Source organism: Plantactinospora sp. CA-290183 (genome assembly GCF_050936375.1).
Lineage (GTDB): Bacteria > Actinomycetota > Actinomycetes > Mycobacteriales > Micromonosporaceae > Plantactinospora.
This window is the reverse complement of sequence record NZ_JBNJMX010000007.1, coordinates 1-13,984: the sequence shown is the minus strand read 5'-3', so window position 1 is coordinate 13,984 and position 13,984 is coordinate 1. Positions and strand designations below refer to the sequence as shown.

The 13,984-nt window shown below is 71.9% G+C and carries 12 protein-coding genes and 1 pseudogene; 7 read left to right on the top strand and 6 right to left on the bottom strand.

Going from position 1 to position 13,984, the window contains the following annotated elements; genetic code table 11:
* The first annotated feature begins 71 nt into the window (after positions 1–71).
* The 4 genes from ACQEUR_RS14645 to ACQEUR_RS14630 all read left to right on the top strand — a co-directional run bounded on the left by ACQEUR_RS14645 (position 72) and on the right by ACQEUR_RS14630 (position 8,303).
* Entirely contained in the window at positions 72–3,596 is a 3,525-nt protein-coding gene (locus ACQEUR_RS14645; protein WP_433030481.1) for a ThuA domain-containing protein, read from the top strand.
* Positions 3,597–3,674: 78 nt separating this feature from the next.
* On the top strand, positions 3,675–4,343 hold the full coding sequence (locus tag ACQEUR_RS14640; protein WP_433030479.1) for an SIMPL domain-containing protein: 669 nt from the start codon (positions 3,675–3,677) through the stop codon (positions 4,341–4,343).
* A gap of 7 nt (positions 4,344–4,350) precedes the next feature.
* Entirely contained in the window at positions 4,351–4,989 is a 639-nt protein-coding gene (locus tag ACQEUR_RS14635) for a nucleoside/nucleotide kinase family protein (protein WP_433030477.1), read from the top strand.
* A gap of 203 nt (positions 4,990–5,192) precedes the next feature.
* Positions 5,193–8,303 (top strand): putative bifunctional diguanylate cyclase/phosphodiesterase, encoded by a 3,111-nt coding sequence (locus ACQEUR_RS14630; protein WP_433030475.1) that lies wholly within the window; start codon positions 5,193–5,195, stop codon positions 8,301–8,303.
* A 35-nt stretch (positions 8,304–8,338) separates the two neighbouring features.
* Here the strand turns inward: ACQEUR_RS14630 and ACQEUR_RS14625 are convergent, their stop codons facing one another.
* On the bottom strand, positions 8,339–8,917 hold the full coding sequence (locus tag ACQEUR_RS14625) for a sugar O-acetyltransferase (RefSeq protein WP_433030473.1): 579 nt from the start codon (positions 8,915–8,917) through the stop codon (positions 8,339–8,341).
* A gap of 25 nt (positions 8,918–8,942) precedes the next feature.
* Entirely contained in the window at positions 8,943–9,896 is a 954-nt protein-coding gene (dapD, locus tag ACQEUR_RS14620; RefSeq protein WP_433030471.1) for a 2,3,4,5-tetrahydropyridine-2,6-dicarboxylate N-succinyltransferase, read from the bottom strand.
* Between the two features lie 71 nt (positions 9,897–9,967).
* Here dapD and dapE point away from each other — a divergent pair, with 71 nt between their 5' ends.
* Positions 9,968–11,041 carry a succinyl-diaminopimelate desuccinylase gene (gene dapE, locus ACQEUR_RS14615; RefSeq protein WP_433030469.1) on the top strand — a complete coding sequence of 358 codons (1,074 nt, stop codon included), beginning with the start codon at positions 9,968–9,970 and terminating at the stop codon, positions 11,039–11,041.
* Between the two features lie 72 nt (positions 11,042–11,113).
* On the opposite strand, the gene ACQEUR_RS14610 is transcribed toward dapE, so the two are convergent.
* Positions 11,114–11,311 carry a hypothetical protein gene (locus ACQEUR_RS14610; protein ID WP_433031008.1) on the bottom strand — a complete coding sequence of 66 codons (198 nt, stop codon included), beginning with the start codon at positions 11,309–11,311 and terminating at the stop codon, positions 11,114–11,116.
* Between the two features lie 193 nt (positions 11,312–11,504).
* Here ACQEUR_RS14610 and ACQEUR_RS14605 point away from each other — a divergent pair, with 193 nt between their 5' ends.
* Positions 11,505–12,356: a TIGR00730 family Rossman fold protein gene (locus ACQEUR_RS14605; RefSeq protein WP_433030467.1), complete on the top strand. Its 852-nt coding sequence runs from the start codon at positions 11,505–11,507 to the stop codon at positions 12,354–12,356.
* A gap of 2 nt (positions 12,357–12,358) precedes the next feature.
* Positions 12,359–12,904 (top strand): TIGR00730 family Rossman fold protein, encoded by a 546-nt coding sequence (locus tag ACQEUR_RS14600; RefSeq protein ID WP_433030465.1) that lies wholly within the window; start codon positions 12,359–12,361, stop codon positions 12,902–12,904.
* 69 nt (positions 12,905–12,973) lie between these two features.
* Here ACQEUR_RS14600 and ACQEUR_RS14595 read toward each other — a convergent pair whose 3' ends face one another.
* The 3 genes and pseudogenes from ACQEUR_RS14595 to ACQEUR_RS14585 form a co-directional block, all read right to left on the bottom strand.
* Entirely contained in the window at positions 12,974–13,162 is a 189-nt protein-coding gene (locus ACQEUR_RS14595; protein WP_433030463.1) for a hypothetical protein, read from the bottom strand.
* Between the two features lie 118 nt (positions 13,163–13,280).
* On the bottom strand, positions 13,281–13,514 hold the full coding sequence (locus ACQEUR_RS14590) for a hypothetical protein (RefSeq protein WP_433030461.1): 234 nt from the start codon (positions 13,512–13,514) through the stop codon (positions 13,281–13,283).
* Between the two features lie 174 nt (positions 13,515–13,688).
* A pseudogene (locus ACQEUR_RS14585) lies at positions 13,689–13,984 on the bottom strand (hypothetical protein); the annotation flags it as partial.

The window sequence follows — 13,984 nt, the reverse complement described above, 5'->3', positions numbered from 1 at the left end:
CGGCCGCAGTGGAGCGCACCCGAGTGGCGTGAATCGGCGCACGCCTGTCCCGTGACAGGAAGGACCAGGTCGTGCGCACATCAATACGATCATGGCTCGGTGCGGCGCTGAGCGCGATCCTCGTACTCGGCGGCAGTGTGGCGGCGGCACCCGCGGCCGGTGCCGCTCCCGCCTTCACCGTGCTGGTGTTCTCCAAGACCGCCGGATTCCGGCACGGCTCGATCGGGCCCGGAATCACCGCCATCCAGCAGCTCGGCGCGGCGAACAACTTCGCCGTCGAGGCCACCGAGGACGCCGGCCAGTTCACCGACGCCAACCTGGCCCGCTTCGACGCGGTGATCTGGCTCTCCACCACCGGAGACGTGCTGGACACCAGCCAGCAGGCGGCGTTCCAGCGCTACATCCAGGGCGGCGGCGGCTACGTGGGCGTGCACGCCGCCTCCGACACCGAGTACGACTGGCCCTGGTACGGCGGCCTGGTCGGGACGTACTTCGCGTCGCACCCGGCCCCGCAGCCGGCCACCGTCAAGGTCGCCGACCGGGTGCACCCGTCCACGGAGGCGCTGCCGCTGCGCTGGAACCGCACCGACGAGTGGTACAACTTCCGGGACAACCCGCGCGGCCGGGTGCACGTGCTGGCCACCCTGGACGAGACGACCTACACCGGCGGCGGCAACGGGCACGACCACCCGATCGCCTGGTGCCACAACTACGACGGCGGCCGGTCCTGGTACACCGGCGGCGGGCACACCGACGAGTCCTTTGCCGAGCCGCTGTTCCGGACCCACCTGCTCGGCGGGATCCGCACCGCCGCCGGCGCCACCCCCGGCGGCTGCGGCGGCACCGTCGACACGAACTTCCAGCAGGTCACCCTCGCCAAGGGCGTCGCCGAGACGGGCGAGCCGATGAGCCTGACCGTGCTGCCCGACCGGGGTGTGCTGCACACCGCCCGGGACGGCACGATCCGGCACACCGACGCGGCCGGCAACACCAAGGTCGCCGGCCGGCTCGCCGTCTACACTGGCGACGAGGAGGGCTTGCAGGGCATCAAGGCCGACCCCAACTTCGCCACCAACCGCTGGGTGTACGCCTTCTACGCGCCCCCGCTGAACACCCCGGGCGGCGGCGCCCCCGCCACCGGTACGCCGGCCGAGCTGGCACCCTGGAACGGCGTGAACCGGCTCTCCCGGTTCACCGTACGGCCGGACAACACCATCGACCTGGCGAGCGAGACGCTGATCCTGGACGTACCGACCAGCCGGGGGATGTGCTGCCACGTCGGCGGGGACATCGACTTCGACGCCGCCGGCAACCTCTATCTGTCCACCGGCGACGACACCAGCCCTTTCGACTCGGGCGGGTTCAGCCCGATCGACGAGCGGCCCGGCCGGAACCCGGCGTTCGACGCCCAGCGGACCTCGGCGAACAGCAACGACCTGCGGGGCAAGGTGCTGCGGATCAAGCCGAGCGCGTCCGGCGGGTACACCGTCCCGGCCGGCAACATGTTCGCGCCGGGCACCCCGAACACCCGGCCGGAGGTCTACGCGATGGGCTTCCGCAACCCGTTCCGGATGAGCGTGGACAAGGCGACCGGGGCGGTCTACCTCGGCGACTACGGCCCGGACTCCGGCACCGCCGACCCGAACCGGGGGCCGGCCGGGCAGGTGGAGTTCGCCCGGATCACCCAGCCCGGCTTCTACGGCTGGCCGTACTGCACCGGCAACAACGACGCGTACAACGAGTTCACCTTCCCGTCCGGGCCCTCCGGGCCGAAGTACAACTGCGCGGGCGGGCCCACCAACGACTCGCCGAACAACACCGGCATCCGGAACCTGCCGCCGGCGATCCCGGCCTGGCTGCCGTACACCGGGTCGCAGCCGGCGGAGTTCCCCGGCGGCGGACTCTCGCCGATGGCCGGCCCGGTCTACCGGTACGACCCGAACTCGACCTCCGAGGTGGCGTTCCCGGAGTACTACGACGGCACCTTCTTCGCCGGCGAGTTCGGCCGGCGCTGGATCAGGAACATCGTGCTCGACGAGGCCGGCCGGCCGTTCAAGATCAACCCGTTCCCGTGGAGCGGCACCCAGGTGATGGACCTGGAGTTCGGCCCGGACGGCGCGCTCTACGTGCTCGACTACGGCACCGGCTTCTTCAACGGCGACGAGCACTCGGCGGTCTACCGCATCGAGTACGCCCGCAACGGCCGCGCGCCGAAGCCGGTGGCCGCCGCGACCCCCACCTCCGGGGTGGCGCCGCTGACGGTCGCCTTCTCCTCGGCCGGCACGCTCGACCCGGACGGCGACCCGATCAGCTACGCCTGGGACTTCGACGGCAACGGCAGTACCGACTCCACCGCGCCGAACCCCAGCTACACCTACACCGGCAACGGCACCCGGAATGCGACGCTGACCGTGCGGGACTCGACCGGCAAGACAGCGACCGCCAGCCTGGTGATCACCGTGGGCAACACCGCCCCGACGGTCCGGCTGGAGCTGCCGGCCAACGGCCAGACCTTCTCCTTCGGAGACGCGGTGCCGTTCCGGGTGGTGGTGACGGACCCGCAGGACGGCACCGTCGACTGCGCCCGGGTCAAGGTCAGCTACCTGCTCGGGCACGACTCGCACGCACACCTGCTGACAGGCGCGCAGGGCTGCACCGGCACCCTGCGGACGATGGGCGACGGCGAGCACGGCGCCTCGGCCAACGTCTTCGGTGTGGTCGACGCGGAGTACACCGACAACGGCGGGGGCGGGCAGGCGCCGCTGACCACCCACGCGCAGAGCATCCTGCAACCCCGGGTACGCCAGGCCGAGCACCACTCGTCGGCCAACGGCGTACAGACCAGCGCCCCGGGGCAGGCGCACGGCGGCCGGGCGGTCGGCTACATCGACGACGGGGACTGGATCGCGTTCACCCCGTACAACCTGACCGGGGTGCGGTCCTTCTCGGCCCGGGTCGGCGCCAACGTCGCCGGCCACCGGCTGGAGTTCCGGATCGGCTCGCCCACCGGACAGCTCATCGGCTCGGCGACCGTCCCGGCGACCGGCGGATACGGCGAGTTCCGCGACGTCACCGGTGCGATCACCGCGCCGGCCGGCACCCACGAGCTGTACCTGGTGTTCCGGGGCACCGGCGGCGGGCTCTTCGACATCGACGAGTTCACCCTGCTCGGCGAGGGCGGCGGTCCCGGGCCGGATCCGGAGCCGACCGGCAACCTGCTGCTCAACCGGCCGGCCACCGCCTCCAGCGTGGAGGGTGCCGACGTGCCCGCGTCGAACGCCGTGGACGGCAACCCGGCGACCCGCTGGTCCTCGACGTTCGCCGACCCACAGTGGATCAGCGTGGACCTCGGCTCCACCCGGACGATCGGCCGGGTCAGGTTGAGCTGGGAGGGGGCGTACGGCAGCGCGTACCAGATCCAGACCTCGGCGGACGGCACCACCTGGACCACGGTGAAGGCGGTGACCGGCGGCGACGGCGGGGTGGACGACCACCCCGGCCTGGCGGCGACCGGCCGCTACCTGCGGATCAACGGCACCGCCCGGGGTACCGGCTACGGCTACTCGCTCTGGGAGCTGGAGGCGTATCCGAACTGACCGCCGGACGACTCCCGGGTGGCCGGTACGCGCCGACCGTGCCGGCCACCCGGGGCCGCCCCCGGCTAGGGTGGCCAGATGACGGATGCCCCGATCGTCGTGGTACGCGGCGAGGTGTTCCGGGAGGTGCCCCCGGAGATCGCCCGGTTCTCGGTCACCGTGTCCGCGCGGGACCGTGACCGCCAGGTGGTGCTGATCCGGCTCGCCGAGCGGGCCGAGGCGATCCGGAGCCTGATCGACGGCTACGGTGCCGCGATCGAGCGCCGGGAGACCGGTCAGTTGTGGGTACGCCCCGAGTTCAAGGGCTCGGGCGAACGGATCGCCGCCTACCTCGGCAACGTCACCACCACGGTCACGGTGACCGATTTCGGCCGCCTCGGCGAGCTGATGCTCCGGCTCGCCGGCCAGGGCGAGGCGAGCGTGGCCGGGCCGTGGTGGGAGCTGCGGCCGGGCAGCCCGGTGCACCGGGAGGCGCGGCGGGCCGCGGTCGGCGACGCCATCGCGCGGGCCCGGGAGTACGCGGACGCGCTCGGCGCCGAGGTGACCGCCCTGCTGCAACTCTCCGACAACGGTCCGGTGGACCGGCCGATGATGGCGGTCGCCTCGTTCGGCACCATGCGGGCCGGCGCCGGCGAGCCGCCGGAGTTGCAGCTCGACCCGCAGCCGCAGAGCGTGCACGCCGTCGTCGAGGCCCGGTTCACGATCACCCGGCCCCGGCTGGAAGACGCCGGATCCACCGCCGGATGACGGGTCGATGAAACCGGTCCCGTACCCCCTGGACCGGTTGGTGTCCCGGGCCCGGGACCTCGCGGCCACCGGCCCGCGGCGGCTGCTCGGGATCACCGGGGCGCCCGGGGTCGGAAAGTCGACAGTGGCCGGTCGGCTGGTCGCCGCGCTCGGCCCGGCCGCCGCGCTGGTCCCGATGGACGGTTTCCACCTCGCCGAGGCCGAGCTGCACCGGCTGGGCCGGCAGGCCCGCAAGGGGGCTCCGGACACCTTCGACGGCGCCGGCTTCGTCGCCCTGCTGCGGCGGCTCCGCGAGCCCGAGGCGGGCACCGTCTACGCGCCGGAGTTCCGGCGCGAGATCGAGGAACCGATTGCCGGCGCCATCCCGGTCACACCGTCGGTGCGGCTGGTCGTCGTGGAGGGCAACTACCTGCTGGTTCCCGATCATCCGTGGGGTGTGGTGCGGGATCTCCTGGACGAGATCTGGTTTCTCGACCTGGCGGAGCCGGAGCGGCTGCGCCGGCTGACCGACCGGCACGTCGCGTACGGCCGGCCACCGGCCGAGGCGGCGGCCCGGGCCCGGGGCAGCGACCAGGCCAACGCCGAGGTGATCGCCGGCACGGCCGGCCGGGCCGATCTGGTGATCCGGCTGATCCCGGACACCTGATCCCGGCCGGCTTGACCCCCGTTCGGCCGACACCGCCCGGCGCCGGGTGGCCGGCCCTCCCTCGTGGACTTTCCCATCGGCAGACACCACTACCCGGCGGGGTGATAGCGAAGCGCATCGAGGACTGGTAAACCGATCGGCGAAGCGGTTTCGATCGCGTTCCGCGGCCGTCCGCGGCCGTCCCGACGATCGGCAGGAGACCCGTGTCAGCTCGGAGAGTGTTGACCTGCTACGCCGTGGGGATCGGTGCGCTGGTGGTCTGCTTCTTCGCCGTTCCGGTGCTCCGCACGGTCCTGACCGCCGCGTTCGGTCTGGTGGGCGTGGCGGCGGTCGCCGTCGGGGTCCGCCGGCACCGTCCCAACCGGGCGTACGCCTGGTGGCTGCTCGCCGCCGGGCTCGCGGCCTTCGCGGCCGGTGACACGGTCTACCTGCTCGCCGCGAACCTGCCGATCGGCGACTCCCGGGCCACCTCCGCGGTCGTCTCGGACGTCTTCTACCTGGTGATGCTGCCGCTGATCGGGGCGGGGCTGCTCGGCCTGACCAGGTCCACCACCGGCGCCCGGGACCGTTCCGGCCTGCTGGACTTCCTGATCTTCACCACCGCCGGTGCGCTCCTGCTCTGGGCCTTCGTCGTGCACCCGTACCTCTGGGACGACCGGATCCCCACCTTCGAGCAGTCGGCGGTGGCCGTGTACGCGCTGGTCAGCCTGCTGCTGCTGGCCGTCACCGTACGGCTCGCGGTGACCTCGGGCGGCAGCGTCGCCGGCTGGCTGCTGGCCACCGGCGCCCTCGGCGCGCACGTCGCCGACCTGCTCTACGGGGCCGCGCTGCTGCGCGGTGGCTGGGAGGCGGGCGGCCCGACCGAACTGGGCTGGCTGGTCTTCTACGGTGCCTGGGGCGCCGCCGCGCTGCACCCGTCGATGGTGCGGCTGACCGAGCCGGCCGCGCCGCAGGACGCCGAGATCGGCAAGGTCCGGCTGGTGCTGCTGGGGCTCGCGGCGACGCTCGCCCCAGGGGTGCTGCTGTTCCAGGTGATCTCGGGCCGGGTCCGGGACGGCGCGGTGATCGCGGTGGTCGGCGGCGTGATCTTCGCGCTGGTGCTGAGCCGGCTGGCCGACACCGCCGAGGCGCACCGCCAGGCGATCATCCGCGAGCGCGGTCTCCGCCAGGCCGGCGCGGCACTGGTGGCGGCCGCCGACGCCGCCGAGGTCGAGCGGGCGGTGCGTACCGCGGTCTCCCGGCTGGTGCCGCGCAACGCCGCACACCGGATCGTCTTCTCGGTCAACACCAGCGGCGGGGTGCCGGCCGCCGCGACGAGCATCTGGGGTCCCTGGCTGAACACCCCGGTCACCTTCTACCCGGCGCCGACGGCCGCCGCGGCCCGGCGTACCCGGCTGCTGCGGATCCGGACGTTGCAGCCGGCGCTCGCCGAGCAGTTGCGGGGCTTCGAGACCGTGGTGCTCTGTCCGCTGGTCGGCGACGGGCGGGCCAGCGGCGCGCCCCGGGTCGGCGCGCTGCTGGTGGCCGCCGACAGCCGGCTGCTGCCGTCACTGCGCGACTCGCTGGAGGTGCTCGCCGACCAGGCGGCGATGGCGCTGGAGCGGATCAGTCTCGGCCAGGAGATCGACCGCCGCAACAGCGAGACGTACTTCCGCAGCCTGGTGCAGAACGCCGCCGACGTGATCCTGATCGTCGACGACGACCACCGGATCCGGTACGCGAGTCCGTCGGTCAGCGCGGTGCTGGGCCTCGATCCGACCGACTGCACCGATCTGCGGGCGGTGCTGCACGGCGACGAACAGCTCTCGGTCGCCGCCCTGCTGGACTCGACCCGGACGGGTTCGGACCGCTGGGGCGAGGGGGTCGACTGGAGCGTACGGCGCAGTGACGGGCAGCGGGTGCAGCTGGAGGTGAGCTGCCGCGACCTGCGCCGGGACCGGGCGGTACGCGGCTACGTGCTGACCATGCGGGACGTCACCGAGCGGGTCCGGCTGGAGCAGGAGCTGACCCACCGCGCCGTGCACGACACGCTGACCGGGCTCGCCAACCGGGCCTCGTACCAGGACCAGGTGTACGAGGCGGTGGAGAAGGCCCGCGACGGTGACCGTACGGTCGGCACCCTCTCCATCGACCTGGACGAGTTCACGACGGTCAACGACACCCACGGGCACGCCATCGGCGACGCCCTGTTGATCGCCGCCGGGCAGCGGCTGCGGGAGCGGGTGGGTGCGAACAACCTGGTGGCCCGACTCGGCGGCGACGAGTTCGCGGTGCTGGTGCCGGAGGCGGACGCCCCGGAGCAGGTGGAGCGGATCGCCGACGAGCTGGTCCGGGCGCTGGCCGAGCCGCTGGTGGTCGGCGACACCGTGGTCAACGGCTCGGCCAGCGTCGGGGTGGCGACCAGCGCCGACGCCAGCGACGCCGGGGAGCTGCTGCAACGCGCCGACCTGGCGCTGTACGTGGCGAAGGGCGCCGGGAAGGGCCGGTGGTGCCGCTACCAGTCGGAGCTGCACACCGCGATCGTGGAGCGGCTGGAGCTGCGGGCGGCACTGACCGAGGCGGTGGAGAAGCTCAGCTTCTCGGTCGAGTACCAGCCGATCGTCGACATGCGCAGCGGCGGCGCGGTCGGCTTCGAGGCGTTGGCCCGGTGGCACCATCCCGCCCGGGGGCCGGTGCCGCCGGAGCAGTTCATCGCGTTGGCCGAGGAGACCGGCCTGATCGAGCCGATCGGCGACTGGGTGCTGCGCCAGGCGGTCGACGCGGCGGCGCGGTGGCGGAAGGAGCGGGGCGGGGAGACGCCGTACGTCAGCATCAACGTCTCCGCCCGACAGCTGCGTACGCCGGACTTCGTGGTCCGGGTCCGTACGGCGCTGGCTGGGGCCGACCTGCCACCCGACCGGGTGATGTTGGAGATCACCGAGAGCCTGCTGCTGCGGGACCAGGAGCCGGTCTGGGCCGAGCTGGCCGGGTTGCGCTCCCTCGGCCTGCGGGTCGCCATCGACGACTTCGGCACGGGCTTCTCGTCGCTGAGCTATCTCCAGCAGATGCCGGCGGACGTACTGAAGATCGACCGGTCGTTCACCGAGACCGTCGCCTCGTCCCGGCGGCAGCGGCTGCTGGTGGAGGGGATCATCCGGTTGGCCGGCACGCTGGGCCTGGACGTGATCGCCGAGGGGGTCGAGACGGAGGGGGTCCGCACCATCCTGCTGGACATGGGCTGCGGCGCCGGGCAGGGCTATCTCTTCTCCCGGCCGCTGCGCGACGCCGACGCCCTGCGCTGGCTGGACGCCCACCCGCCGCCGGCACCGTCGTAGGACTAGTCCCGGCGCCCGCAGGACCGACCGCGCCGTCAGGAGGGGAGGCGGCGGCGGGTGCGGGCGGGGTTGCCCAGGGCGAGGACTCCGGGCGGAAGGTCCCGGGTGACCACGCTGCCGGCGCCGACCACGGTGTCCGCGCCGATGGTGACGCCGCCGAGCACGATCACCCCGCCGCCCAGCCAGGCGTTGTCGCCGATGCTGATCGGCCGGGCCGCCTCCCACTTCGCCCGGCGCGGCTCCGGCTCGAGCGGGTGGTGCGGGGTCAGCAGCTGCACGTTCGGCCCGATCTGTACGTCCGCGCCGATCTCGATCGGCGCGACGTCCAGCAGTACGGCGTTGAAGTTCAGGTACGACCGGTCGCCGATCCGGATCTGCGAGCCGTAGTCGCAGTAGAACGGCGGCCGGACCACCACCTGCGTGCCGACGGTGCCGAGCAGTTCGCGCAGCAGGGCGTCGTGCCGCTCCGGCTCGGCGGCGTCGGTCGTGTTGTAGCGCTGGACGAGCACGCTGGCGCGGCGGGCCAGGGCGACGAGTTCGGGGTCGTCGGCACGGTAGTAGTCACCGGCCAGCATCCGGTCCCGCTGCGAGCGGCCGTCCGGTGCCGTGTCCATCCCGCCCGCCGCGTCCGTGTCCGGCTCAGTCGTTGGCGTGCAGGGCGGCGTTGAGCTCGATGCCCCGGCCGGTGCGCGGCCGGGCCTCCAGGGCGCCGGTGACCGAGTTGCGCCAGAAGAGCAGCCCGTCGACCCCGGAGAGTTCCCGGGCCTTGACCACCCGGCCGTCCGGCAGTGTGATCTTGGAGCCGGCGGTGATGTAGCAGCCCGCCTCGACCACGCAGTCGTCGCCGAGGGAGATGCCGATGCCGGCGTTGGCGCCGAGCAGGCTCCGCTCGCCGATGCGTACCTTCTCCTTGCCGCCGCCGGAGAGGGTGCCCATGATCGAGGCGCCGGCCCCGACGTCGGAGCCGTCGCCGACGACGACCCCGGCGACGATCCGGCCCTCGACCATCGAGGCGCCGAGGGTGCCGGCGTTGAAGTTGCAGAAGCCCTCGTGCATCACGGTGGTGCCGGCGGCGAGGTGGGCGCCGAGGCGTACCCGGTCGGCGTCGGCGATCCGCACGCCGGCGGGGACCACGTAGTCGGTCATCCGGGGGAACTTGTCGACCCCGTAGACCGCGAGGTGCCGGCCGGCGGCCCGCTCGATCACCCGCAGCTCGTCGACCCGGTCCGGCGGGCACGGCCCGGCGGAGGTCCAGGCCACGTTCGCCAGCACCCCGAAGATGCCGTCGAGGTTGAGCTCGTTGGGCCGGACCAGGCGGTGGGAGAGCAGGTGCAACCGGAGGTACGCGTCGGAGGCGTCCTTGATCGGGTCGGCCAGCGAACCGATCTCGGTGACCACCACGGCGGTACGCAGCCCGGGCAGCGCGCGCTCGCCGATCGCGCCAGGGGGCAGGTCGAGTACGTCACTGTCCTCGCCGGCCACCAGCGGAGAGGAGCCGAGGCCCAGCTTGCCGGTCGGATACCAGGTGTCGAGGACCTGGTCACCGGCGATCGTGGCCACTCCGATCCCCCAGGCGGAGTCTGCGGTCGTCACCCGTGCTACCTCGCATTCATGCCAGTGGGACGCGTCCCGGCCAACCGACCTTGACGGTACCGTCTCCCAGCATGGAGAACCCGCTCACCCCTGAGGTGTTGGCCGATCCGGTCGCGTTGACCCGCACCCTGGTCGACATCGAGTCCGTCTCGCTCAACGAAAAGGAGATCGCGGACTGCGTCGAGGAGGTCCTCAGCTCCGTCCCGCACCTGGTCGTACGGCGGCACAGCAACACGATCATGGCCCGTACCGAGCTGGGCCGGGCCCAGCGGGTGGTGCTGGCGGGCCACCTGGACACCGTGCCGATCAACAACAACTTCCCGTCCACCCTCCAGGGTGACCTGATCTACGGCTGCGGCACCTCCGACATGAAGTCCGGTGTCGCGTACGCGCTGCACCTGGCGGTCAGCGTGCCCGAGCCCCGGTACGACGTGACGTACTTCTTCTACGAGGCCGAGGAGATCACCTCCCGGTACAACGGGTTGAACCTGGTCTCGCAGGCGCATCCGGAGTGGCTGAACGCCGACTTCGCGGTCCTGCTGGAGCCGACCCACGGCGTGGTCGAGGCGGGCTGCCAGGGGACGATGCGGCTGAAGGTGACCGCTCGGGGCCGGCGGGCGCACTCGGCCCGGTCCTGGAACGGCATGAACGCGATCCACGGGATCTCCGCCGCGCTGAACCGGCTGGTGGCGTACCAGGCCCGGACCGTCACCATCGACGGCTGCGTCTACCGGGAGGGCTTGAACGGGGTCCGGATCAGCGGCGGGATCGCCGGCAACGTGGTGCCCGACCTCTGCGAGCTGGAGGTCAACTACCGCTTCGCCCCGGACCGTACGGCGGAGGAGGCGGAGGCGCACGTCCGCGAGGTCTTCGAGGGCTACGAGGTGCAGGTCACCGACTGCGCGCCCGGTGCGCTGCCCGGACTGGCCGCGCCGGCGGCCCGGGAGTTCCTGGCGGCGGTCGGTGCCGCGCCGATCGGGAAGCTGGGCTGGACGGACGTGGCCCGGTTCGCCGCGCTCGGCATCCCGGCGCTGAACTTCGGTCCGGGCGACCCCAACCTGGCGCACCACCCGGACGAGCACGTCGAGATCGGCAAGATCCGGGACGGGGCGGCCACGCTGCACCGCTGGCTCGCCGCGCAGTGACCCGCGCGGCCTGACCCGGCCGAACGCCGTCAGCCGGCGGGCGGGACCCGATCCCGCCCGCCGGACGACGGGTCACATCCCGGTGTGGTGTCCGTGGGGCTCGGTCCCGTCCGGCCCCTGCTCGCCGTCGTCGTCCCAGGGCGACATGCCCTGGCGTGCCATCCGGCGCTCCGCCACCACCGCCCGGATCCGGCGCTGCATCTGCCGCCGAAGCCGGACGATCTCCCCGTTGGTCATCACGATTGCCCCCCGAAGGTGCACGGCGGTCATGGGCACCGCGCGTTTCCCCTGTTGCATGGTAAGACGCCCGAGCCCGTCGTACGGTTGCCTTTATCTGTTGGATCTTTGTCACCCAGGACACAGGTTTCGTCCGCGTCGCCGCAGGTCCCGCCGTGCGGGTGGTCGTGGCCACCGGACCGGGTGACCCGGCACCCCGTCCGGCGCCTCCCACTAACGTGGACCCATGAACGAGAGCAGGCAGCGCGGCGTGGGTCGCGATCCCGGACCGGAACGGCACCGGGGTGCGGTGACACTGCGCCGGGAGGCGATCCCGCTCGCCACGGCGGACCAGCGTCTGCTGGACTCCCGGACCCGGGGCGACTGGAAGACCCGGGACGCCTGGCGGGCGCTGCGCATCCTGTCCGAGTTCGTCGAGGGCTTCGACACCCTCGCCGACCTGCCGCCCGCGGTCAGCGTCTTCGGTTCGGCGCGGAGCAAGCCGGACAGCCCGGAGTGCATCCTGGCCGAGGAACTGGGTGCCCGGCTGGCCCGCGCCGGCTACGCGGTCATCACCGGTGGCGGTCCCGGGGTGATGGAGGCGGCCAACCGGGGCGCCACCGAGGCCGGCGGCCTCTCGGTCGGGCTCGGCATCGAGCTGCCGTTCGAACAGGGCATCAACGAGTGGGTCGACCTGGCGATCGACTTCCGCTACTTCTTCGCCCGCAAGACCATGTTCGTCAAGTACGCCCAGGCGTTCGTGGTGCTGCCGGGCGGCTTCGGCACCCTCGACGAACTCTTCGAGGCGCTGACGCTGGTGCAGACCGGCAAGGTCACCCGGTTCCCGGTCGTACTGATGGGGGAGGCGTACTGGGGTGGGCTGGTGGACTGGCTGCGGGACACGCTCGCGGCGGACGGCAAGATCGGTTCGGCGGACCTGGAACTCATCGTCGTGACCGACGACGTGGACGCGGCGGTACGGCACATCGTGGAGGCGGACGCCGCGCTCGCCGCCGAGCACGAGTCGGTGCAGGAGACGGCGATCGCCCAGACCGAGGCCGCGCAGGAGTCGCCGGCCCGCGGTCGCGGGGAGCGCTGAGCGTGGCGGCGATCTGCGTTTTCTGTGCGTCGTCCCGCCGGCTGGAGCAGCGCTGGCTCGACCTCGCCACCGAGACCGGTGGTGAGATCGCCCGGCGGGGCCACACCCTGGTCTCCGGCGGCGGCTGCGTCGGCATGATGGGCGCGGTCGCGGACGGTACCCGGGCGGCGGGCGGGAAGACCCTCGGGATCATCCCGCAGGCGCTGGTCGATCTGGAGGTCGCCGACCGGCACGCCGACGAGCTGGTCATCACCGAGGGGATGGCGAGCCGCAAGACGGCGATGATCGACAAGTCGGACGCCTTCATCACCCTGCCCGGCGGCCTCGGCACCCTGGACGAACTCTTCGAGGTCTGGACCACCGCCACCCTGGGCATGCACCGCAAGCCGGTGGTCCTGCTGGATGTCGACGGCTTCTACCGAGGGCTGCGGGACTGGCTCGACGGGCTGGCCGGTACGGCGTTCGTCCGGAGCGGCGCGATGGACCTGCTGATCGTGGTCGACTCGGTACCGGCGGCGCTGGACGCCGTCGAGAAGCGCCTGGAGTAAGGGACGTCGAGCGTCCCGAACCGCTGGCGGGGCTGGCGCCGGGTGCTGGCTTCGCGGTCCGAGCGGGTGCTAGGTGACGTCGCCGCAGGTGGGGCGGTGAGCCCGTCGCCTGGTCGTCACGATGTCCGCTACGGCGACGGGCAGCATCACGACAGCACCGAGGAGCACCGCCATTTCCCAGGAGAGGTCCAGGAGGAGTCCGGCCACCAGCAGGCCCAGGTACATCGACAGATAGGCGATGTGTACTCGTCTGGCCATGTCCGCAGCGTAGGGCCACCGGTCCACCGGGTCAGGCGGCGGTGTAGCCGGCTGGTAGGTCCGGCCAGCTCGTCCGGGAGTTTGCGCCGGCCGACCCCATCCGTCAATCACTGGTTAACTATTGCCTATTGGCGAGGTTAGTTGCTTCGCTTAGGAATGCCTCCAGGTCTACATCAGTAATGCCCTCGTCGGTTAGGACCTTGTACACCGTGGCGGCCTGAATCTTGCCTATCATGCCTGGCTCAATGTCATATTCCACGTCGGGATCGATGTTCGCGTTGATCAGAGCTTCGGCGCTCTCGGCGTTGATCTCGGGTCCTCCGTTCGCCAGGTCTGCCCGCAGCTCCGCCACAAACTTGATGACCTCGGCCGGTGTTGCGTTCTCGCCGAAGCGGCGATCGACGGCTAGAAAGAACAGCGACGAGAGGAAGCGGGCTCGTCCCAGCCTTCAGCGTCAAGCTGTGCCTGGAGCTGGTCATGCGCCTGGTGGTCCCCCCGAACCAGGGCCCGAACGTATGCTGGCAACTCAGCCTTTATCGTCATCCTTCTGCTTTCTCGGTCGTTGACTCCGGGTGTGGCTCCACACCGCTTTGGCGGCAACGGCGATTGCTCCTGTTGCCATGACGACGGCGGTAACCGGGTTATCTACCTGGGGAGGGCGATCTTGGGATTGAACCGGTTTGGGTGGGGCGGTGCCAGTGGAAGTTGCGCCGGGTGGAGTCTGTTGCTGCCTGAAATAGTTGAAGGTTGCCTTGGCGCCGTTCTCCACCTGCTTGAGTGTGTCCTCAGTATCGCCGGCCTCGGTCCTTACGGCGCCAGGCA